Below are 21326 nucleotides of genomic sequence, written 5' to 3'. Positions count from 1 at the left end.
TAGAATACCGTTTTTAAGGAATTTTTATGTTGAAACTTACATCTGCCGAGCGTAGCGAGCTCCGTTCCCAAGCCCACGGACTGGATCCGGTGGTCCTGATCAGCGAAGATGGCTTAAAACCATCCCTGATGAAAGAGATCGATGCCAGCCTGAACGCCCATGGCCTGATTAAAGTGCGTGTATTCGGTGATGATCGCGAGGCACGGATTGCCATCTACGAAACCATTTGCGAAAAACTCAGCGCAGCGCCGGTACAACACATCGGCAAACTGCTGGTCCTGTATCGCCCGCAAAAGGATGCTGCCAAAGAACGTAGCGAAACGCGCGGCAAAGGCATGCGTGAAGTAACCATCGTCAAACCAAGCCCAAGCGGCACCAAGCGGCCATCGGTGACCAAGGTCATGGTAAAAGGCAATGAACGCGTAACCCAGGGCGGCAACATCAAGCGCGCCAAACCGCGTCAGAAAAGCAGCAAGAAATCGGCTTTGGGTCGTTGATGACTGCGGCTGCGGCAGCAGCAGCGGCAACCACAACAACGCAACGCTAAGGGGGCCGCATTTCTTTGCGGCGGCGCCAGGACCGATCCAGATCCTGCAGTGCCTTCCCCTCTGTACTTCCCAGTAACCGGCTGATTGATGCCGGCTTACATCTAGCCATCTAGCGCAAGCTACGCAAACGCAAAATCAACCCGACTCCCAACAAGCTCTGAATCAGGAAGATGCCGCTGGCTACGCCATGCAAAATCCCGAACTGCGTCCTGGCGCTGTCGCTCATCACGCCGCCGGTTGCCACAGAAGCTTCACGCAAACTGGCCATGAATGGCTGGATACCGAAATAACCGACCAAGGTACAGGCCAGCATCGCCAGTGTCAGCTTCAGCAATGTCTTGCGCAGCGGTGCTGCATCGTCATAGGTTCTGTAGCTGAACAACAGGATCAAGGCTACGCCGCAAGCTATCGTCAGCCATGCTTCGATCCGGAACAGGCTGCCGGCGATGGTGCCGGCCAGCACGCGGTCGGGCAAGGTGGCGAACAACGTCGGCGCGACCAGATAACCAACCGTCCACAGACTACCCACCCATAGGGTGGCGATTAACAATCTGAGTCTTACTACAAGCATTGCCACTCCCGGGTTTCTGATCAAGCTACTTGAATCAAGCTACTCCAATTACTCTCAAGGCATCAGCCGCATGCGGCGATGCCCTACGTGCCTGCTTCAGATGTAGCGAACTTCCAGAATTTCATATTCGCGGATGCCGGATGGCGCTTGTACGCCGACCACGTCGCCGGCGGTCTTGCCGATCAGCGCACGAGCGATCGGCGAGGTCACGGAAACCTTGGACAGCTTGATATCGGCCTCATCGGTGCCGACGATTTGATACGTTACCTTATCGCCCGACTCCAGGTCTTCCAGATCGACCGTAGAGGCAAACACCACGCGCCCGTCCGCATCCAGGGTTGCCGGATCAATAACCTGCGCAGCTCCCAGCTTGCCTTCAAGATCGGCAATCCGGCCTTCGACGAAACCTTGCCGCTCTTTCGCCGCGTCATAATCCGCGTTTTCCGAAAGATCGCCATGCGCGCGTGCTTCTGCGATGGCCTTGATGACAGTTTGACGCTCTTTGGTTTTCAAATGATGCAATTCATCTTTCAACAATTGCGCGCCATGCTTGGTAAGAGGTACTGAGCTCATAGGGATGGTACTCAACAAATATAAAATAAGGTTTATGACGCAGGGTCTATCACGCACACAATAAAAGGTCACGGAGGTCAAAACGTACCGAAAAAAGGGTGCGCTTATGACCTCCGCAGGAACTTCTATAGCTAAATTGTACGTTTCGGCGGCTTCCAGACACACCAACGCATCCCGGAAGCGATTCAGGATGTGCCTAGGCACATCCTGATTTGACCTTAGTGTAAGGTTTTATGCAGCCCTTGTAAATCATAGACATGCAACTCGTCCAGATGACGCATGCCCTCGACCGCGGCTTCCGCACCGGCAATCGTGGTATAGGTCGTGGCGCGGGCCGCCAAAGCCGAGATGCGGATCGCCCGCGAATCGACAATCGCGCTACGCTTTTCTTCGACCGTGTTGATCACCAATGAAATCTCATTGTTCTTGATCATGTCGACCACGTGCGGACGTCCTTCGACCACCTTGTTGACGGTTTCCACAGGAATCCCGGCAGCGCTGATAGCCGCCGCGGTACCCTTGGTCGCCACCACCGTGAAGCCGATCGCCACCAGATCCTTGGCAACCTGCACTGCACGCGGTTTGTCGCTGCCCTTGACGCTGAGGAACACCTTGCCCGAACTCGGCAGCTTGACGCCAGCGCCGAGTTGCGACTTGACGAACGCCTCGCCGAAAGTCTTGCCAACGCCCATGACTTCACCGGTCGATTTCATTTCCGGGCCGAGAATGGTGTCGACGCCTGGGAACTTGACGAACGGGAATACCGCTTCCTTGACGCTGAAGTATTTCGGCACGACTTCTTCCTTGATACCTTGGCTGTCGAGCGACTGGCCGACCATGCAGCGGGCGGCAATCTTGGCTAGCTGCAAACCGGTAGCCTTGGATACAAACGGCACGGTACGCGAGGCGCGCGGATTGACTTCCAACACAAACACGACGTCCTTGCCATCGATCTGCTGAATCGCAAACTGCACGTTCATCAAACCAACCACGTTCAAGCCCTTGGCCATCAACGATGTCTGGCGCTTGATCTCTTCGATGGTTGCCTGCGACAGCGAGTAAGGCGGCAGCGAACAAGCCGAATCGCCGGAGTGCACGCCAGCCTGCTCGATATGTTCCATGACGCCGCCGATAAAGGTACGCTCGCCGTCAGACAGGCAGTCGACGTCGACTTCGATAGCGTCGTTCAGGAAGCGATCCAGCAATACCGGCGAATCGTGCGAGACCTTGACCGCTTCGCGCATGTAGCGCTCGAGATCGCGTTGCTCATGGACGATTTCCATCGCGCGGCCGCCCAATACGTAAGATGGACGCACCACCAGCGGATAACCGATTTCCTGCGCCAGGCGCAATGCATCTTCTTCAGTACGCGCAGTACGGTTTGGCGGCTGACGCAAGTTCAGGTCGTGCAACAGCTTCTGGAAACGCTCGCGGTCTTCGGCAGCGTCGATCATGTCCGGCGAAGTGCCGACGATAGGCACGCCGTTGGCTTCCAGATCCAGCGCCAGCTTCAGCGGTGTCTGGCCGCCATACTGCACGATTACGCCGTAAGGCTTTTCCTTGTCGACGATTTCCAGTACGTCTTCCAGCGTCACCGGTTCGAAATACAAACGGTCCGAAGTGTCGTAGTCGGTCGATACGGTTTCCGGATTGCAGTTGACCATGATGGTCTCGTAGCCATCTTCGCGCATCGCCAGTGCCGCATGGACGCAGCAATAATCGAATTCGATACCCTGGCCGATGCGGTTAGGACCGCCGCCCAGCACCATGATTTTCTTTTTGTCGCTCGGATTCGATTCGCACTCTTCCTCGTAGGTCGAGTACATGTAAGCCGTATTGGTCGAAAATTCGCCGGCGCAGGTATCCACCCGCTTGTAGACCGGACGGATATTCAAGGCCAGGCGCTTGAGGCGCACAGCGGTATCGGTCGTCTTCAGCAGCTTGGCCAGGCGGCGATCGCCAAAGCCCTTTTGCTTGAGACGGAACAGCGTGTCGCGGTCCAGCGCTTCCAGCGTCTGGCTTTTTTCCAGCCACAGTTCGATATCGACGATTTCCTTGATTTGCGACAGGAACCATGGATCGATATGGGTCAGCTGATGCACTTCTTCCAGCGTGAAACCTTGGGCGAACGCATCGCCGACATACCAGATACGGTCCGGGCCAGGCTCGCCGAGTTCTTCTTCGATAACTTCGCGGTCCTGCGTCTTTTCGTTCATGCCGTCGACGCCGACTTCGAGGCCGCGCAAGGCTTTCTGGAACGATTCCTGGAAGGTGCGGCCGATCGCCATCACCTCGCCCACCGATTTCATCTGAGTCGTCAGGTGATCGTCGGCAGTCGGGAATTTTTCAAATGCAAAACGCGGAATCTTGGTGACCACGTAATCGATCGAAGGCTCGAACGATGCCGGTGTCGCGCCGCCGGTAATTTCATTGCGCAACTCGTCCAGCGTAAAGCCCACCGCCAGTTTCGCGGCGATCTTGGCGATCGGGAAACCGGTAGCCTTGGAGGCCAGCGCCGAAGAGCGCGATACGCGCGGATTCATTTCGATCACGATCATGCGGCCGTCGGCCGGATTGACCGAGAACTGCACGTTGGAGCCGCCGGTATCGACACCGATCTCACGCAATACCGCCAGCGAGGCGTTACGCATGATCTGGTATTCCTTGTCGGTCAGGGTCTGGGCCGGCGCTACCGTGATCGAGTCGCCGGTATGCACGCCCATCGGATCCAGGTTTTCGATCGAGCAAACGATGATGCAGTTGTCCGCCTTGTCGCGCACCACTTCCATCTCGTACTCTTTCCAGCCGATCAGCGATTCTTCAATCAGCAGTTCCTTGGTCGGCGATGCTTCCAGGCCGCGGCGGCAGATGGTTTCGAATTCTTCGGCATTGTATGCAATGCCGCCGCCGGTGCCGCCCATGGTGAACGAAGGACGGATGATGACCGGGAAGCCGAGTTCCTTCTGCACACCCCAGGATTCATCCATGGTGTGGGCGACGCCGGAACGGGCCGAACCGAGGCCGATCTCGGTCATCGCTTCCTTGAACTTGGAGCGGTCTTCCGCCTTGTCGATCGCTTCAGGCGAAGCGCCGATCAATTCGACATTGTACTTTTCCAGGATGCCGTGGCGATGCAAATCCAGTGCGCAGTTGAGCGCGGTCTGGCCGCCCATGGTCGGCAGGATCGCGTCCGGCTTTTCCTTGGCGATAATGCGTTCCACCGCTTGCCAGGTAATCGGCTCGATGTAGGTGACATCGGCCATTTCCGGATCGGTCATGATGGTGGCCGGATTGCTGTTGACCAGGATTACTTTGTAACCCTCTTCGCGCAGCGCCTTGCAGGCCTGTGCGCCGGAGTAGTCGAACTCGCAGGCCTGACCGATTATGATCGGGCCAGCGCCGATAATCAGAATGTTTTTTATATCACTACGCTTAGGCATTTTTATTTTTCTCCAACATCGTTTGACTCATCATCTGAATGAAACGATCGAACAAAGGGGCGATGTCATGCGGGCCAGGCGATGCTTCAGGGTGACCTTGGAAGCAGAATGCCGGCTTGTCGGTGCGGGTGAAGCCCTGCAGCGAACCGTCGAACAGCGATACGTGCGTCACGCGGCAATTGGCCGGCAGGGTTGCGCCGTCCACTGCAAAACCGTGATTTTGCGATGTAATCAGCACTTGCTTGCTATCCAGGTCCTGCACCGGATGATTGGCGCCATGGTGGCCGAACTTCATCTTGAGCGTCTTGGCGCCGGATGCCAGCGCCATGATCTGATGGCCGAGGCAGATGCCGAAAGTCGGAATCTCGCGCTCGATCAATTCCTTGACGGCGGCAATCGCGTAATCGCATGGCTCCGGATCGCCAGGGCCGTTGGACAGGAAAATGCCGTCCGGATTGAGCGCCAGGGCATCGGCAGCCGAAGCTTGCGCCGGCAATACAGTGATCTTGCAGCCGCGTTGCGCTAGCATGCGCAGGATGTTGAATTTGACGCCATAATCAAATGCCACCACATGATACTTGGGCGTGATTTGCTGGTCGTAGCCGCGGCCGAGACGCCATTCGGTCTCGCTCCAGCTGTAAGCCTTGGTAGTCGACACAACTTTGGCCAGGTCCATACCGGCCAGGCCGGGGAAACTGCGTGCCAGTTCCAGCGCCTTTGCGGTGGCGACAGCGATGTCAGGCTCGCCGGCGACGATGGCGCCGCCCTGCGCACCTTTTTCGCGCAAAATGCGTGTCAGCTTGCGGGTATCGATGCCGGCGATGGCAACGATATTCGACTCTTGCAGGTAGGCATCGAGTGTCTGTGTGGAACGGAAATTCGACACCAGGCGTGGCAGATCGCGAATGATCAGGCCGGCGGCGTGAATTTGGAAGGATTCGACATCCTCTTTATTAACGCCGGTATTGCCGATATGCGGATAAGTGAGAGTGACGATCTGGCGGCTATAGCTTGGATCGGTGAGGATTTCCTGGTAGCCGGTCATGGCGGTATTGAATACGACTTCACCAGTCGTATGACCAACGGCGCCAATTGAAATACCTTTGAAAATCGTCCCATCTGCTAGCGCGAGGATGGCCGGTACGGTGAGGCCAGAAAAAAATGGCTGCAAGGGGTAACTCCTGATGTTGTTACCGCCGCTGCGCTGCGCCAAACGACCGCTATGAAACCCCAAACAGTGACAGTTTGGCGGCTTTAAATAGTCTTTTTGGGACGAGATGGATGGTGGTATGCGCTACGGCGGAGTAAATTGGGCTAAACCCTGCAATTATAGCCGACAACAGCTTGCCCGGCAATCTGGTCAGACGCGAAGCTGAGGATTTTTGTATAAATAATTACGAAATAATCATGGGAAATCACGAAAAATCAATGACCATGATTTAATTGATAACAATACTGACAATCCACGCCCCGGTTACCAGTTTAACTCCCCATTCAACTACCAATAATGGTCAGCTTGCCAGTTCGGCATTTCGAACCTGCAAGCTGCTTTAATCCTTGCTCGAAAAAACACGGCTGCCGTCGCCGATCCGCGCCAACGCAGCGCCAGCCAGCGCAGCTAACCGTATTTCTACAATCCGGCTTAAGCGCCCAGTGCAGCAATACCTGCCTTGGCGATTTGCACATCTTCGCTCGACTTCACGCCGGACACGCCAACCGCGCCGAGATATTCACCGCCAACCAGGATCGGTACGCCACCCTCCAGCAAGCCTTCCAGGTTTGGTGCGGTGATGAACGAGAAACGGCCATTATTGATCATGTCTTCGTAAATCTTCGATTCGCGCTGACCCAAGGCTGCAGTCTTGGCCTTGGCCGGGGCGATATGGGCCGAAATCGGCGCGCAGCCATCCATGCGTTGCAACCACAGCAGGTGACCGCCGTCATCAACGATCGAAATTGTGACGGCCCAACGGTTCTTGACCGCCTCAGCCTCAGCAGCTGCCGCAATTTTCTTTACATCGTCGAGTGTCAAAACTTGTTTCGATTTCATTTTTGCTCCTTGTGAAATAACTGAATATTGTACTTTAGTGCTCTGCAATAGGCATCTGCATCGACCGTTTTGCCGGCAGATTATTTCTGGCGCGATATTTTTGGCTTAATACTCGCCCCAACACTTCGACCCGATCCCTTGGTCCGATATTTGCTCTACAGAAACCTCAATCGCGGGAAAATTCCTGCTATTTTCAGGATTTGCCCGACTTCAATTATCACAATGACATGATACAGTGCCGTTCAGTCGCCTGCCAAATTTGACAGGTATCTCTTATTCACTTACATTCGTGCGATCGTAATGTCCCAGAGCCCACCCATAACGATGTCGATCAAAGAAGCCTTTCCCCTATTCCAGACATTTGCACTTGCTTTCGCACTGATCGCCATGCTGTTTCTGTGTACACCCGCGCGCGCTTCCGATATCACCGACATCGATCCGCGTCCGCAAGCAAGCAGCGCCCTCAGCAAGCTCCAGCAATTTACCGATCGGGCGTCGGACCTGGCTGTGAGCGCGATGGGCATGATCGGCATTCATTACAAATATGGTGGCAATAGCCCGGAAAACGGCCTAGATTGCAGCGGTTTGGTACGTTATGTATTCAAGGATGCCTGGGGCGTCAACGTTCCCCGCACTGCCGCGGAATTGAGCCGCAGCGGCGAAAAGGTCGACAAGCAGGATTTGAAGCCGGGCGACCTGGTGTTCTATAATACGCTGCGTCGCAGCTTCTCGCACGTGGGTATTTACCTGGGCGACAATAAATTCATCCATGCTCCGTCCTCCGGTGGCAAGGTGCGTATCGAAAGCATGGATCTGGCTTACTGGAAATCGCGCTTTAATGGTGCGCGTCGGATCAATGATCCGGAACCGGATAGCTACAGCCATCAATAATCGATGTTGTTGTCCTTCGCGGGGTGCCCGTTTTTTTTCCTGACGCCTCGCCGTCTAACATACGCAATCTACCTAAAATGGCTCGTTATCGAGAGTCCACTTCCCGCACAGCGATAAAATGAAAAATGCCATGCTCCGCAAGATTTTTTTTGCAGGGCGGCGTTTTCATAGGTAAAGGATGCCTCTCAAATGATGAACCCAAGTCTGTCACACCTTGACAAGCCACAAGCGCGTGCTGATAAAAACAGAAGAGCGCACGATGATCGTGGCGTGGAACGCGTAGCCACGCTGGAAGCTAGATTCGATGCGGTGTTGCCTACCTTGGCGACACGAGCGGACATACACGCGACGCGGGCGGACATGCAGTCGATCATGAGCGAAATCCACAAGGTTGCAGGCGAAACGCACAAATGGATGCTGGCGACCGTTATCGGCTTGTTCATAGGGTTCGGCGGCCTTTTCCTGGCCATGAGCAATGCTCTCAAGCCCGAGCCACAGCAACCTGTAGTGATACAGTTGCCGACAAATCTGCCGCAGGTCTCCAGTTAGAAAGCACGCGTGGGCATAGCTGCCCACCCTGCGGAGTTGTTTCCGGATACTGTATTTGCCGCATTTACTCTTCGCGCTTTTCCTTCAATTTCTTCTTGATAACCGCCATCTGCGCCATTGCCGCCTGTTCACCGGCCAGGATCGCGGTATTACGCGCGGCAAAATCGTTACCCTTCATCGCACCCAACTCCGGACGGATGACAATATCCGCGTCTTTCAGCTCATAACTGTTAATAGTTTGCCCCATGATGGCAAAAGTTTGCAGCAATACGTCGACCGAGCTTGAGGCGGCCTGAGCCTCCGGCGAGGCGGAAATATTCACGGCAATCACAAAATCGGCGCCCATTTCATGCGCAAAACGCACCGGCACCGGCGACACTAGGCCGCCGTCCACATACTGACGACCGCCGACATTCACCGACTGGAAAACACCCGGCACCGCCGAAGACGCCCGTACCGCTACACCAGTGTTACCGCGGCGGAACAGGATGGGTACACCGCTATGCAAATCAGTGGCAACCGCGCCAAACGGGATTTTCAGTTTCTCAATCGGCACATTGTGGACCGTCTTGTTGACGTAGTTCTGGATCGCTTCACCCTTCAATACGCCGCTGACCTTGGCAAAAAACGGTACAGACCAATCCGAAATTGCGGCCTCATCCATTTGCAACGCGATCTTTTGCAACGCAAAGCCGTTATTGCCGGCGGCATACATTGCACCGACCACACTACCGGCGCTTGTGCCGACTACGATATCCGGCACTATCCCTTGCGATTCCAGCGCCTTGATCACGCCGATATGGGCGAAACCGCGGGCAGCACCGCCACCCAATGCCAGGCCGATCTTGATCGGTTTGGCGACTTTTGGCGGCACAACGGGAACCACTGCCACTGGCGGTATCTGCGGCGCAATCGGATTGCTGCCGCAGGCGGCCAGCAAAGCGCATAAAACAAGACTAAGTGTGTAAGTAGGCAGTAAGCGCGGAAAAGACATGACAATGGGGGAGCTTGGATGGAGGGGCTTGAATGAGAAACGCGAGCGCTGTCAATCATCGACAACGGTCGCGGCCGGCGACACGGGTCTTCACTGGTCTTCAGTATGTCGCCGCAGAATTGTAGCTGATGTTGAAGACTCCGGCCGCTTTGGCAATACTTCGGCCACGCTCAACCGTTTCAGGCTTTCGCTGTAGCAACTATTGAAGCTGCAGGCAAGTTGACGGTAAATGCACTGCCCTCGCCCGGTCGCGATTCAACCCCCAGCGTGCCGTGGTGGCGCAACAATACGTGTTTGACGATGGCCAGGCCGAGACCGGTGCCCTGGGTTTCTCGTGAGCGGCTCTTATCGACCCGATAAAACCGTTCAGTCAGCCGCGAGATATGCTCACCGCTGATACCGATGCCGGAATCCTTGACCACCAGTTGCGGCCCTAATTTGCCGTTTTGCCAAATAATCTGGATTTTTCCATCAACCGGTGTGTAACGGACAGCATTGGAAATCAGATTGCTGAATGCGCTACGCAGTTCGTCCTTGCTGCCGGTGACGTCGGGTCCGTCGACCGCCAGGGAAAACGTGTGCTTTCCCGCAGACAGTACTTCAGCTTCCAGCAACAAGCTTTGCAGCATGGCTCGCATGTCTACCGGCTCGGGACGCAAGGGGTAATCGATCGATTCCAGTCGCGTCAAGGTAAGCATGTCGCCGATCAGGTTTTGCATGCGATGGCCCTGCTCCGTCATCAACTGCAAATGGGCGGCACGGGTCTTCTGGTCGAGATCCGGTTGTGCCTGCGCGATCTCCAGAAAGCCGTTAATCACCGTCAATGGCGTGCGCAGTTCATGCGAGGCGTTGGCGATGAAGTCACGCCGCATCATGTCGATTCTTTCGGATTCGGTGGCGTCGTGGGTTACCAGGATCTGGCGGCGATTTTCAAACGGAATGATTTGCACGATAAGCTTACGTTCGCGCAAGCTCAACGTCAGCGGCTGATCGTAGCGGCCGAGGATGATGTAATCGATGAAGTCCGGTGTGCGAATCAGATTAGTAACCCGCATTCCCTTGTCGCGCCCGTGCTGCAGACCCAGATGCCGCTCGGCGGCCGGGTTGCACCACTCCAGGAACAAGACGTCGTCCATGATGACGACGCCGTCCGGCAATAAATGCATGGCCTGGCGAAAGCGCGCCAGCCATTCGCTCAGTTCAGTCTGATGTTTTTCATCGTCGCGCCGCAAGCGGTACAGGCGCGAAAAAATATCGGTCCACGCCCCCCAGCCGTCCGGCAGTTTCTCGCTGCGCGGATTATCCAGCCAGCCGCTCAGCCGGAACAGGTAATGCAGTTGCACCACCACCGCAATCGACATCAAGATCAAGCCCAGCACCAGGCCGGGCACCGCGCCGAACAGGCCCCAGACTACGCCGGAGATGACAAAGATCAGCAAGATCCGCAGCATTGCCGGGATCCAGAACAACATCTGTGGATTCATAAATCACTATTTTGCGAGGGAGGCAATGTTCATCGCTGCGAGCCCCTGGTGGCGGCCGGCGGTCCGGGCTTGAAATTATTGCACTATTTTGCTGAAAGCATGTAGCCGACACTACGCACGGTACGAATCAGGTGCTCCGACTCCCGTAACGCCTTGCGCAAGCGCAGCACATGGACATCCACGGTGCGCTCTTCGATGACCACGTGGTCACCCCACACCTTGTCCAGCAACTGGCTGCGCGAGAAGACCCGGTCCGGATTGGCCATGAAAAATTTCAGCAAACGATATTCGGCGTGGCCGATATCGATCTTCTGGTTTTCCAGGCATACCGAGCAACTGGCGGGATCGAGCGACACCGACCCGGCCGACATCATGCCAGGGACTTCATCCGCGCCTTTGCGCCGCAATAAAGCCTTGACGCGCGAGGTCAGCTCACGCGGCGAAAACGGCTTGGTCATGTAATCATCGGCGCCGTTGTCGAGGCCCGAGATCTTGTCCTCTTCCATGCTCTTTGCGGTGAGCATCATGATCAGCATCGACTGCAGCTGGCGATCGGCGCGCATTTGCGACAACAGGCGCAGGCCGCTCTGGTCTGGCAGCATCCAGTCCAACAGCACCAGATGCGGCGTGCGGCGCTGGACGAACTCCCAGCCGTCGGCGGCGGTATGGACAATGGATGGGTTCCAGCCAGCTTCCTTGATCGTGAAGCCAATCAATTCGGCAATCGCCGGCTCATCTTCGATAATCAGGATGGATGTTTTATCGGCTGCCATTTTTTAAGACACGGTTAAATTTACGCTTCGGTTACGTTTCGATTCCGCATCGATTCCGCATCGATTACGCTTCGATTACGCATCATCACCGAGTTGACTGGCGGCGTAATCGGTATGACGGATATCCTTGCCCTCGACAATGTAAATCACGTACTCGGCGATGTTCTTGGCATGGTCGCCGATACGTTCGATCGCCTTGGCTACCCATAAGGTATCCATCGACGCCGAAATCGTGCGCGGATCTTCCATCATGAAAGTGATCAGGTTGCGCATGATCGAACGGAAATCACGATCGATCACCACGTCTTGCGCGATCAGCCTGGTGGCCTGTTTCTCGTCCAGGCGCGCCAGCGCATCCAGTGCATCGTGCAACATGTCAGCTGCGCCGCTGCCGATAACGCGCACGGTTTCCGTGTGATCGATGGTGCCGACGCCGCGCTTGTGCAGGTGAATTGCCGTGCGTGCGATTTTCGCCGCCTCGTCGCCAATGCGCTCGAGATCGGTAATCACCTTGATGGTCGCCATCACGGTCCGCAAATCGTTGGCTGTAGGCTGGCGGCGCACGATCAGATGGCTGCAGGCATCGTCCAGCTCGACTTCCAGGCGATTGACCTGATCGTCATCCTTGATGACTCTTTCCGCGGCATCCAGGTTGCCGGTGCGGAAAACGTTAAGCGCTTCCTGGAACTGGCGCTCAACCAGTCCGCCCATGAGCAACACTTTGGAACGTATGGTTTCCAAATCCGTGTCGTACTGCTTCGAAGAATGTTCGCCGGTCATCTGATTTCTTTCTTTTCTCTGTTCTCTACAATTCAATGTGCATTTCAGCTGCATTCGGCTGAATACAGCTTATGCATGTCGCAATTTCCGCAAGAAAATTTGCGCTTAGCCAAAACGGCCAGTGATGTAATCCTGTGTTTCCTTGCGCGCCGGATTCATGAAAATCTGATCGGTCTCGCCGAATTCCACCAACTCGCCCAGATACATATAGGCGGTGTAATCGGAACAACGCGCTGCCTGCTGCATGTTGTGCGTGACGATGGCGATGGTGTAATCCTGCTTCAGTTCGCTGATCAGCTCTTCCACCTTCGCGGTCGAAATCGGATCCAGTGCCGAGGTCGGCTCGTCCAGCAGCAAGACATCGGGGCGCACCGCAACGCTGCGTGCGATGCACAAGCGTTGTTGCTGTCCGCCGGACAGGCTCAGGCCGCTCTTGTTCAATTTGTCTTTAACTTCACCCCACAAGGCCGCCTTCGACAATGCCCATTCGACGCGCTCGTCCATTTCGCCCTTAGGCAGGTTTTCGTAAAGGCGAATCCCGAAAGCGATGTTGTCGTAAATCGACATCGGAAACGGTGTCGGCTTCTGGAACACCATGCCAACCTTGGCGCGCAGCATGTTCAGATCCTGCCCCGCTTCCAGGATATTGCGGCCCGCGTACATGATCTTGCCTTCCGCACGTTGGCCCGGGTACAGGTCGTACATCCGGTTCAAGGTGCGCAGCAAAGTCGATTTTCCGCAACCGGACGGCCCGATAAACGCGGTCACTTTCTTTTCATTGATATGCAGGTTGATATTCTTCAAGCCCTGGAAATTACCGTAGAAAAAATCCAGCTTGGAGATTTCTATGGTTGGCGGCTTAGTCGACTGCATCGCTTGCATCGACTGCATATCGAGATGATTCAATTTGGTAGAAGTTTGCATGTTATTGATCAGTGAGTGATCCAGTAAGTGCACATTAAGGACGGCAATCCGAATGATTAAAGATAAGCACGGGTAAGCGCGTTAGCCTGGAATTTTCTGACTGAACAATGAACGCGATACGATGTTCAAGGCCAGTACGCTGAAGGTGATCAGCAAGGCGCCGCCCCACGCCAGCGGCACCCAGTTGTCGAACGGGCTCATCGCAAACTGGCTGATGACTACCGGCAGATTCGCTATCGGCTTATTCATGTTGGTGCTGAAGAACTGGTTATTCAGTGCTGTGAACAACAGCGGCGCCGTTTCTCCGGCAATCCGCGCCACCGCCAGCAATACACCCGTTACCACACCAGCCTTGACCGCACGCAGACGCACCAGCAATGCCACTTTCCAGCGCGGCGCCCCCAAGGAAAATGCTGCTTCACGCAGGCTGCCAGGCACCAGTTTCAGCATGTTGTCGGTAGTCCGCACTATCACCGGAACGGCAATCAGGGACAGCGCAAAAGAACCGGCCCAGCCTGAGAAATGGCCCACCTTGGCGACATAGATGGCGTAGACAAACAATCCGATCACGATCGATGGCGCCGATAGCATGATGTCGGTAACAAAGCGCGTCACTTGCGCCAGCTTGCTTTCCTCGCCATATTCAGCCAGGTAGATACCGGCCAGGATGCCGATCGGGGTACTGACAACCGTCGCCATACCTACCATCATCAAGCTACCGATAATCGGATTCAACAAGCCACCGGGGCCTGAGCCGGGAGCCGGCGTATTTTGCGTCAGGATGCCCAGGTTGAGCGCGCCAAAACCCTTGATGACCAACGTCGCCAGAATCCATGCCAGCACCGCGATGCCCAAAGCCATCGCCAGGAAAGACAAGATCATGCCGAAACGGTGCATCAGCAGACGTTTACGATAGACCGGATTGACTAAGGGGTTCGGCTGGATATCAGCAGAATTATTCATTTGGCACCTTCTTTACGGGACATGCCCATCAACATGATTTTAGCGATCGACAACACGATGAAGGTAATCACGAACAAGATCAGGCCAAGCGCAAACAAAGCCGATACGTGCAGCGTGGTGGACGCTTCAGCGATTTCATTGGCCAGCGTCGAAGCGATACTGTTGCCCGAAGCGAATAACGACCAGGACAGCCGCTGCGCATTGCCGATCACGAAAGTGACAGCCATGGTCTCGCCTAAAGCGCGCCCCAGCCCCAGCATGACGCCGCCGACGACGCCGGTTTTAGCATACGGCAGCACCACTTTGCGTACCACTTCCCAGCGCGTGCAGCCCAGGCCGTAAGCCGACTCTTTCAGTACCGCAGGGACAACCTCAAACACGTCACGCATGACGGACGAAATAAATGGAATGATCATTACGGCCAGAATCAGACCGGCAGTCAGCAAGCCTATGCCCATTTTGGGACCGCTGAACAACGTGCCGATCAGCGGCAGCTGGCCGAGCGTATCCGACAGGAACGGCTGGCCGTACTTGGCAAATAAAGGTGCGAATACAAACAAACCCCACATACCGTAGATGATGCTCGGCACGCCCGCCAGAAGCTCCACGGCCGTACCCAATGGGCGGCGCAATTTTGCCGGACAGATTTCTGTCAGGAACAAGGCAATCCCGAAACTTACCGGAAAGGCGATCACCAGAGCAATGAACGAGGTCACCAAAGTGCCGACGATGGCAATCATCGCGCCATAATGGTCGTTGACGGGATCCCACTCGACGGTGGTGATGAAGGATGGCCCGAACTCGCGGAATACCGGCCAGGCACCGATCGCCAGGCAGACGATAATGCCAAGCAAGACCGCCAGCACGAGCAGCGAGAATATTAGCGTGACCTTGTGGAACAGGAAATCCTGGATGCGTTGCTTACGCATCGTGGCAAGCAAGCTCTGATGCGACAAACCCGCATCTTCAGCGCTGATTGACTGGGGTGAGATCGATTGTGCCATGACAGGAATATTTGCACTCATGAGTAGCGATATCCGATGAAGAATAACATGCGGCAGCGATAACTCCAGCGGAGCCACGTGTGCTCGACGGACCGGAGATGTTTCGCGTGAAGATCAGATGTATCAAGAATATTCAGCGAGACGGAGCTGATCCAGCCAACTCCGCCTCAGCGTACAACCAGCTACTTATTTATTACCAAACCGCTTTACCGGCGTTGTCCTTGATCTGGGATTTCCAGGACTCTTCCACCAGCTTGATCACGGAAGCAGGAATCGCTACATAATCCAGCTCAGTAGCGGAGGCGCCACCGTTCTTGTATGCCCAGTCAAAAAACTTCAACACTTCCTTGCCCTTGGCGGCATCTGCCTGGGTTTTGTGAATCAGGATGAAAGAAGCGCTGGTGATAGGCCAGCTGGTCTTGCCGGCTGCGTCAGTGAAATCTACTGCGAAACCTGGGGTTTTAGCCCAGTCGGCGCCTGCTGCTGCTGCCTTGAAAGTTTCGTCGTCAGGCTGCACAAAACCACCGTCACGGTTTTTCAGCTGGGTATGCGACAACTTGTTTTTCTTGGCATAAGCATATTCAACATAGCCGATCGAACCCTTGATCTTTTGTACGTTGGCAGCGACGCCTTCGTTACCCTTGCCACCGACGCCGACTGGCCACTTGACAGCAGTACCGGCGCCGACGACGCTCTTGAATGCCGGGTTGGTCTTCGACAGGTAGCTGGTGAAGACAAATGAAGTACCCGAACCGTCAGCACGGTACACCACGGTGATGTCTTCAGCCGGCAATTTCACGCCTGGATTGAGGGCAACGATTTCAGCTGCATTCCACTTGGTGATCTTGCCCAGGTAGATGTCGGCCAGCACCGGACCGGTCAATTTAACCTGGCCTGGGGTAACGCCATCCAGATTCACGACTGGCACCACGCCACCCATGATTGCAGGGAATTGCGCCAGATTGTCAGCATTCAGGTCTTCAACCTTCAATGGCATGTCGGAAGCGCCGAAATCCACTGTCTTCGCTTTGATTTGCTTGATGCCGCCGCCGGAGCCGATCGATTGGTAGTTCAGGCTGGTGCCGGTTGCGGCTTTGTACGATTCAGCCCATTTCGAATAGATCGGGTAAGGAAAAGAAGCGCCTGCGCCGGTGATTTCCGCTGCCATGACTGAAGAAACCGCCAATGTCGAACCCATTGCAAGAACGGCTGCTTTAACGAAGTGATTCAATCGCATTTGTTACTCCCTTGTTGACTGTAGATGTGGTGTGCCCAAGTCCAGACTGTTGTGAAATTCATCTCATGGGCAGAAAGCAAATTTCACAACAGTCCCTAAGACAGGGCGAACTCTAACCAACATTTATGACAGCTTTATGACGAGAGAAAAATGAATGCAAATGTCATTAAATCATCAAAAAATCCGGCAATAAATTGCTAACAAGCCACTAACAAGCCGTATGTTGTCATGCGGAATTTTTTGTGATTTAGCCGCCGGAAGGTACATAGCCAAATTGCCTAAAGCCCTGCGGCACTTCCATTTTCTTCATCAAGCTGTCATATTCCCTGCATACACTGCGCCGTAACCATCAGACCAGTTGCCTGATTTCATGAACAAAAAAACCAAGTCGGACGATGACACCAAGCACCCCAGCGCCAGATTAGGCGCCAACCCAAGCTATCTGAACCGCGAATTATCGCAACTGGCCTTCAACCGGCGCGTCATGGCCCAGGCTGAAGACCGGCATATCCCATTGCTGGAGCGATTGCGATATTTATGTATCGTAAGCAACAATCTTGACGAATTCTTTGAAGTCCGCATCGCCAGTTTGTTGGCCAACAGTCAGATCGACGGGGAAAATGCAGAATCACCGGCGCTGGCCGCAGCGCTTCAACGCACCAGTGAAGAGTGTCACCAGATCGTCGATCGCCAGTACGCCATCCTGAACCAGACGATTTTGCCGCAGCTATCGGCCGGCGGTGTCCACCTGCTACGACACAGCGACCGCAATGAAGAACAACGAGCCTGGGTAAAATCCTTCTTTGAGCAGGAAATCCGCCCTCTGCTGACCCCCATAGGCCTGGATCCGGCCCACCCCTTTCCTCAGGTATTAAACAAGAGTCTCAATTTCATCGTCGAAATGGCGGGCAAAGATGCGTTCGGACGCAGCACCTCGATTGCCATCATCAAAGCACCACGCGTATTGCCGCGGGTAATTAAACTGCCCGATGCACTATCGCCCAATGGTGCCTCGTTCTGCCTGCTGTCGTCCATCATCCATGCCCATATAGGCGATCTTTTCACCGGCCGCCAGATATTGGCGTATTCGCAATTCCGGGTAACGCGTAACAGTGAGCTGTGGGTCGACGAAGAAGAAGTCAAGAATCTGCGTCAGGCGCTGCAAAGCGAACTGCAGAGCCGCCAGTTCGGGGTTGCGGTCAGGCTGGAGGTGGCACGCAGCTGTCCGCCGCACCTGGCGCAGTTTCTGCTCGATCAGTTTGGCATCGCCGCCAACCGCTTGTACGCAGTCGATGGCCCGGTCAATATGGTGCGCCTGTCAGAAATGATTGACCAGATCAGCGACGCCAGCCTGCGCTTCCCTTCATTTGCGCCAGGTTTACCGCTGCGACTGGAGAACGGCAACGATATTTTCGACCAGTTGAAACAGAAAGATGTGCTGTTGCATCATCCGTTCCAGTCGTTCCAGCCGGTAGTCGATTTTGTCCGCGGTGCGGCATTCGACAGCAATGTGGTGGCAATCAAGCAAACCATTTATCGCACCGGCATGAACTCCGACCTGATGGAAGCGTTGATTATTGCCGCACAGCGCGGCAAAGAAGTCATGGTGATCGTCGAACTGATGGCGCGCTTTGACGAGGAAGCCAATATCAACTGGGCCGACAAGCTGGAACGCGCCGGCGCACAAGTGGTATATGGGGTAGTCGGATTAAAGACCCATGCCAAGCTGTCGCTGGTGCTCCGTCGCGAGCCTGGCAAGGACGGTCACGGCGAACTGCGCTATTACGCCCACCTCGGCACCGGCAACTACCATCCGACCACCACCAAGCTTTACACCGACTTCGGCTTGCTTACTTCAAACCAGAAGCTGGCTACCGAAGTCAATGAAGTCTTCATGCACCTGACCAGCCTGACCAAACCCAAGAAGATGGATTACCTGTGGCTGGCGCCGTTCCTGCTGCAAAAGGAAATCATCCGGGCCATCCACAATGAAGCCGAGATTGCCCGCAAAGGGCGGCCGGCGCAGATCGTCGCCAAGATGAATGCGCTCCTGGACGAATCCGTCATCCGCGCCTTGTACGATGCTTCTGCGGACGGCGTCAAGATCGAATTGATCGTCCGCGGTGCTTGCGCGCTCAGGCCTGGTGTTCCCGGCCTGTCCGAGAACATTCATGTGCGCTCCATCATCGGCCGCTTCCTGGAACACAGCCGTATCTATTATTTCCGTAACAACTTGCAGCACGATGTCTACCTGGCCAGCGCCGACTGGATGAACCGCAACCTGTTCCGGCGCGTCGAGGTGGCTTTTCCGGTACTCGATAAAATGCTCAAGAGAAGAGTCATCAACGAGGGGCTTACACCATACTTAAAAGACAACATCAATGCCTGGATTCTCGGCGCCGATGGCAATTGGAAAAAAAACAAGCCGCATCGGACACAGAAGCCATACGGTGCGCAACGGCATTTGATGCTGGCCCTGGGCGCGCTGTCACCGGCGCATTCCTCAAGTAAGTAATAATAAACATGCAGAAATACGCAAGGACACATCATGGACTTGATTCTATGGCGGCATGCAGAGGCGGAAATCGGCGAACCTGACCAGGGCCGCGCCCTGACGGGCAAGGGACACAAGCAAGCCTGGAAAATGGCAGATTGGCTAGACCATAACCTGCCACACACTTGCAAGATCATCAGCAGTCCGGCCACCCGCACGGTGCAAACGGTGGAAGCGCTCGGCCGCAAATTCAAGACCCACCCCGGCCTCTCCCCCGACTGCAGCGCGCAGCAACTGCTGGCGGTGGCGAATTGGCCAAACAGCCGCGAACCGGTGTTGATTATCGGCCACCAGCCGACGCTGGGCCAGGTTGCCTCCTTGCTGATAGCTGGCCAGATGCAAGAGTGGTCGATCAGGAAAGGCAGCGTCTGGTGGATCGCCCAGCGCGAGCGCGGCGATATCACCACCAACTATCTGAAAGCGGTCATGGCGCCGGATTTGATTGCCAAGTAAGGATCGGCAAGTAAACCTCAGCCGAAAAACCCTCATGCCGTGGTAGCGGTAACCTGTTATATTTGCGAGCAAATCGTTTACACTATTTTATTGCTTGCCGCCGTTGTCAAACTACAGGAATTCTGCGATATTTCCTTACATAAGATAAAATAACAGGTAAGTTGCATTTTAAACAACTTACGTTGTACTGGATCACCCAAGAGGCAATGCATGCTTTATCAATTTCACGAATTCCAACGGTCTTTAATTCATCCGCTGGTGCAATGGGCCGACGCCGGCAGCAGGCTCTTTACCGATCCGATCTCGCCGCTGGCCCATACCCCGTTCGCACAACGTATCGCCGCCGGCTACGAACTGATGTACCGTCTCGGCAAGCAATATGAAAAGCCTGAGTTCGAAATCGACAGCACGCTGATCAACGATAAACAAGTCGGGATAATCGAAGAAGTTGCTGTCACGCGGCCGTTTTGCCGCCTGCTGCATTTCAAAAAAGACTTGAGCAACAAAGAATTCTCCGCTCTCAAGCAGCCGACTGTGCTGCTGGTCGCTCCATTGTCCGGCCATCACTCAACGCTGCTGCGCGATACCGTGCAGGGCCTGCTGCCGAAGCACGATGTCTACATCACCGACTGGACCGACGCCCGCATGGTGCCGGCCAGCGACGGCGCCTTCCATTTGCATGACTATATTTATTACGTGCAGGATTTCATCCGCCAGCTGGGTCCGGACCTGCATGTGATTTCAGTCTGCCAGCCGACCGTCCCTGTATTGGCCGCGATTGCGCTGATGGCCAGCGCCAAGGATAGCCATCTGCCGAAGAGCATGACCATGATGGGCGGCCCGATCGATCCGCGTAAATCGCCTACCGACGTCAACAACCTGGCCACCGAAAAGCCGTTCAGCTGGTTTGAGAACACCGTCATTTATAGCGTTCCGTCCAACTACCCGGGTTTTGGCCGCAAGGTATATCCAGGCTTTCTGCAACATGCCGGTTTTGTCGCGATGAACCCAAGCCGCCATGCCCAAAGCCATTGGGATTTTTACATGCACTTGCGCGAAGGCGACAACGAATCGGCCGACAGCCATCGCAAATTCTATAACGAGTACAACGCCGTGCTGGATATGCCAGCCGAGTACTACCTGGATACCATCAAGACCGTGTTCCAGGATTTCGCACTGCCCCACGGCACCTGGGAAGTCGAAGGCAAGCTGGTGCGGCCGCAGGATATCAAGACTGTCGCCCTGCTGACCATTGAGGGCGAACTGGACGATATTTCCGGCTCCGGACAAACCCAGGCTGCGCATGATTTGTGCAGTTCCATCCCGAAAGCCAAAAAGCAACATTTCACTGCCGAGAAATGCGGCCACTACGGGATTTTCTCCGGCCGCCGCTGGCGTGAAGTGATTTGTCCGAAAATTACGACCTTTATTAAGGACAACGCTTAACTTCGTCTGCCGAGTACGATAAATCCGCTGCAAAAGCCGTTCCTTCACCAGGAACGGTTTTTTATTTGGCGCGCCGCCTTGGCGCACCGCCG

At 55.1% G+C, this 21326-nt stretch carries 19 protein-coding genes; 6 read left to right on the top strand and 13 right to left on the bottom strand.

The features are described from left to right. Positions 1-26 precede the first annotated feature (26 nt). On the top strand, positions 27-497 hold the full coding sequence (locus KHU29_RS01560) for a YhbY family RNA-binding protein (protein WP_211450935.1): 471 nt from the start codon (positions 27-29) through the stop codon (positions 495-497). A gap of 160 nt (positions 498-657) precedes the next feature. Here the strand turns inward: KHU29_RS01560 and KHU29_RS01555 are convergent, their stop codons facing one another. The 5 genes from KHU29_RS01555 to KHU29_RS01535 form a co-directional block, all read right to left on the bottom strand. Continuing rightward, positions 658-1119 (bottom strand): DUF4149 domain-containing protein, encoded by a 462-nt coding sequence (locus KHU29_RS01555; protein ID WP_211450934.1) that lies wholly within the window; start codon positions 1117-1119, stop codon positions 658-660. A 96-nt stretch (positions 1120-1215) separates the two neighbouring features. After that, positions 1216-1692, bottom strand: a complete 477-nt coding sequence (gene greA / locus KHU29_RS01550; protein ID WP_092412172.1) for a transcription elongation factor GreA — start codon at positions 1690-1692, stop codon at positions 1216-1218. 218 nt (positions 1693-1910) lie between these two features. Further along, positions 1911-5132, bottom strand: coding sequence for a carbamoyl-phosphate synthase large subunit (gene carB / locus KHU29_RS01545; RefSeq protein ID WP_211450933.1), 3222 nt, complete (start codon positions 5130-5132; stop codon positions 1911-1913). Beyond that, a complete protein-coding gene (gene carA / locus KHU29_RS01540) occupies positions 5125-6303 on the bottom strand; it encodes a glutamine-hydrolyzing carbamoyl-phosphate synthase small subunit (RefSeq protein ID WP_211450932.1) in 1179 nt (392 codons plus the stop codon). Before carA ends, carB begins: the two co-directional genes overlap by 8 nt. A 471-nt stretch (positions 6304-6774) precedes the next feature. After that, the gene (locus tag KHU29_RS01535) at positions 6775-7182 is read right to left on the bottom strand and encodes a GlcG/HbpS family heme-binding protein (RefSeq protein WP_211450931.1); all 408 of its coding nucleotides are present in this window, start codon (positions 7180-7182) and stop codon (positions 6775-6777) included. Positions 7183-7506: 324 nt separating this feature from the next. Between KHU29_RS01535 and KHU29_RS01530 the strand changes: the two genes are divergently transcribed. Both KHU29_RS01530 and KHU29_RS01525 read left to right on the top strand, forming a co-directional pair. Beyond that, positions 7507-8073 carry a C40 family peptidase gene (locus tag KHU29_RS01530; RefSeq protein WP_211450930.1) on the top strand — a complete coding sequence of 189 codons (567 nt, stop codon included), beginning with the start codon at positions 7507-7509 and terminating at the stop codon, positions 8071-8073. A gap of 189 nt (positions 8074-8262) precedes the next feature. Then, positions 8263-8622, top strand: a complete 360-nt coding sequence (locus KHU29_RS01525) for a hypothetical protein (RefSeq protein ID WP_211450929.1) — start codon at positions 8263-8265, stop codon at positions 8620-8622. 64 nt (positions 8623-8686) lie between these two features. Here KHU29_RS01525 and KHU29_RS01520 read toward each other — a convergent pair whose 3' ends face one another. The 8 genes from KHU29_RS01520 to pstS all read right to left on the bottom strand — a co-directional run bounded on the left by KHU29_RS01520 (position 8687) and on the right by pstS (position 16781). After that, positions 8687-9616, bottom strand: a complete 930-nt coding sequence (locus KHU29_RS01520) for a patatin-like phospholipase family protein (RefSeq protein ID WP_211450928.1) — start codon at positions 9614-9616, stop codon at positions 8687-8689. 179 nt (positions 9617-9795) lie between these two features. Next, positions 9796-11100: a phosphate regulon sensor histidine kinase PhoR gene (phoR, locus tag KHU29_RS01515; RefSeq protein WP_211450927.1), complete on the bottom strand. Its 1305-nt coding sequence runs from the start codon at positions 11098-11100 to the stop codon at positions 9796-9798. Between the two features lie 83 nt (positions 11101-11183). After that, on the bottom strand, positions 11184-11873 hold the full coding sequence (locus KHU29_RS01510) for a winged helix-turn-helix domain-containing protein (RefSeq protein ID WP_092351539.1): 690 nt from the start codon (positions 11871-11873) through the stop codon (positions 11184-11186). 75 nt (positions 11874-11948) lie between these two features. After that, positions 11949-12653 (bottom strand): phosphate signaling complex protein PhoU, encoded by a 705-nt coding sequence (phoU, locus tag KHU29_RS01505; RefSeq protein WP_211450926.1) that lies wholly within the window; start codon positions 12651-12653, stop codon positions 11949-11951. A 105-nt stretch (positions 12654-12758) separates the two neighbouring features. After that, positions 12759-13544, bottom strand: coding sequence for a phosphate ABC transporter ATP-binding protein PstB (pstB, locus tag KHU29_RS01500; RefSeq protein WP_211451128.1), 786 nt, complete (start codon positions 13542-13544; stop codon positions 12759-12761). Positions 13545-13658: 114 nt separating this feature from the next. Then, positions 13659-14540, bottom strand: coding sequence for a phosphate ABC transporter permease PstA (gene pstA, locus KHU29_RS01495; protein WP_211450925.1), 882 nt, complete (start codon positions 14538-14540; stop codon positions 13659-13661). Continuing rightward, the gene (gene pstC, locus KHU29_RS01490; protein ID WP_211450924.1) at positions 14537-15565 is read right to left on the bottom strand and encodes a phosphate ABC transporter permease subunit PstC; all 1029 of its coding nucleotides are present in this window, start codon (positions 15563-15565) and stop codon (positions 14537-14539) included. Before pstC ends, pstA begins: the two co-directional genes overlap by 4 nt. Positions 15566-15737: 172 nt before the next feature. Then, entirely contained in the window at positions 15738-16781 is a 1044-nt protein-coding gene (gene pstS / locus KHU29_RS01485; RefSeq protein ID WP_211450923.1) for a phosphate ABC transporter substrate-binding protein PstS, read from the bottom strand. A gap of 370 nt (positions 16782-17151) precedes the next feature. On the opposite strand from pstS, the gene ppk1 reads away from it, so the two are divergent. The 3 genes from ppk1 (at position 17152) to KHU29_RS01470 (ending at position 21234) form a co-directional block, all read left to right on the top strand. After that, a complete protein-coding gene (gene ppk1, locus KHU29_RS01480) occupies positions 17152-19296 on the top strand; it encodes a polyphosphate kinase 1 (protein WP_211450922.1) in 2145 nt (714 codons plus the stop codon). A 33-nt stretch (positions 19297-19329) separates the two neighbouring features. Beyond that, positions 19330-19788: a SixA phosphatase family protein gene (locus KHU29_RS01475; RefSeq protein WP_211450921.1), complete on the top strand. Its 459-nt coding sequence runs from the start codon at positions 19330-19332 to the stop codon at positions 19786-19788. 210 nt (positions 19789-19998) lie between these two features. After that, the gene (locus tag KHU29_RS01470; protein ID WP_211450920.1) at positions 19999-21234 is read left to right on the top strand and encodes a polyhydroxyalkanoate depolymerase; all 1236 of its coding nucleotides are present in this window, start codon (positions 19999-20001) and stop codon (positions 21232-21234) included. Positions 21235-21326 lie beyond the last annotated feature (92 nt).

The sequence above is a fragment of the Collimonas antrihumi genome (genome assembly GCF_018304965.1).
Lineage (GTDB): Bacteria > Pseudomonadota > Gammaproteobacteria > Burkholderiales > Burkholderiaceae_D > Collimonas > Collimonas antrihumi.
The sequence above is the reverse complement of the archived record's forward strand: the minus strand, read 5'-3'. Positions and strand labels throughout refer to the sequence as shown.

Bases quoted from the DNA above. Each gene is read 5' to 3' on its own strand.
- KHU29_RS01530 (WP_211450930.1), top strand. From the start codon at position 7,507: ATGTCGATCAAAGAAGCCTTTCCCCTATTCCAGACATTTGCACTTGCT.
- KHU29_RS01510 (WP_092351539.1), bottom strand. From the start codon at position 11,873: ATGGCAGCCGATAAAACATCCATCCTGATTATCGAAGATGAGCCGGCG.
- KHU29_RS01470 (WP_211450920.1), top strand. From the start codon at position 19,999: ATGCTTTATCAATTTCACGAATTCCAACGGTCTTTAATTCATCCGCTG.
- KHU29_RS01475 (WP_211450921.1), top strand. From the start codon at position 19,330: ATGGACTTGATTCTATGGCGGCATGCAGAGGCGGAAATCGGCGAACCT.
- pstB (WP_211451128.1), bottom strand. From the start codon at position 13,544: ATGCAGTCGATGCAAGCGATGCAGTCGACTAAGCCGCCAACCATAGAA.
- phoR (WP_211450927.1), bottom strand. From the start codon at position 11,100: ATGAATCCACAGATGTTGTTCTGGATCCCGGCAATGCTGCGGATCTTG.
- KHU29_RS01535 (WP_211450931.1), bottom strand. From the start codon at position 7,182: ATGAAATCGAAACAAGTTTTGACACTCGACGATGTAAAGAAAATTGCG.
- pstA (WP_211450925.1), bottom strand. From the start codon at position 14,540: ATGAATAATTCTGCTGATATCCAGCCGAACCCCTTAGTCAATCCGGTC.
- KHU29_RS01555 (WP_211450934.1), bottom strand. From the start codon at position 1,119: ATGCTTGTAGTAAGACTCAGATTGTTAATCGCCACCCTATGGGTGGGT.
- pstS (WP_211450923.1), bottom strand. From the start codon at position 16,781: ATGCGATTGAATCACTTCGTTAAAGCAGCCGTTCTTGCAATGGGTTCG.
- phoU (WP_211450926.1), bottom strand. From the start codon at position 12,653: ATGACCGGCGAACATTCTTCGAAGCAGTACGACACGGATTTGGAAACC.
- KHU29_RS01560 (WP_211450935.1), top strand. From the start codon at position 27: ATGTTGAAACTTACATCTGCCGAGCGTAGCGAGCTCCGTTCCCAAGCC.
- carB (WP_211450933.1), bottom strand. From the start codon at position 5,132: ATGCCTAAGCGTAGTGATATAAAAAACATTCTGATTATCGGCGCTGGC.
- pstC (WP_211450924.1), bottom strand. From the start codon at position 15,565: ATGAGTGCAAATATTCCTGTCATGGCACAATCGATCTCACCCCAGTCA.
- greA (WP_092412172.1), bottom strand. From the start codon at position 1,692: ATGAGCTCAGTACCTCTTACCAAGCATGGCGCGCAATTGTTGAAAGAT.
- KHU29_RS01520 (WP_211450928.1), bottom strand. From the start codon at position 9,616: ATGTCTTTTCCGCGCTTACTGCCTACTTACACACTTAGTCTTGTTTTA.
- KHU29_RS01525 (WP_211450929.1), top strand. From the start codon at position 8,263: ATGATGAACCCAAGTCTGTCACACCTTGACAAGCCACAAGCGCGTGCT.
- ppk1 (WP_211450922.1), top strand. From the start codon at position 17,152: ATGAACAAAAAAACCAAGTCGGACGATGACACCAAGCACCCCAGCGCC.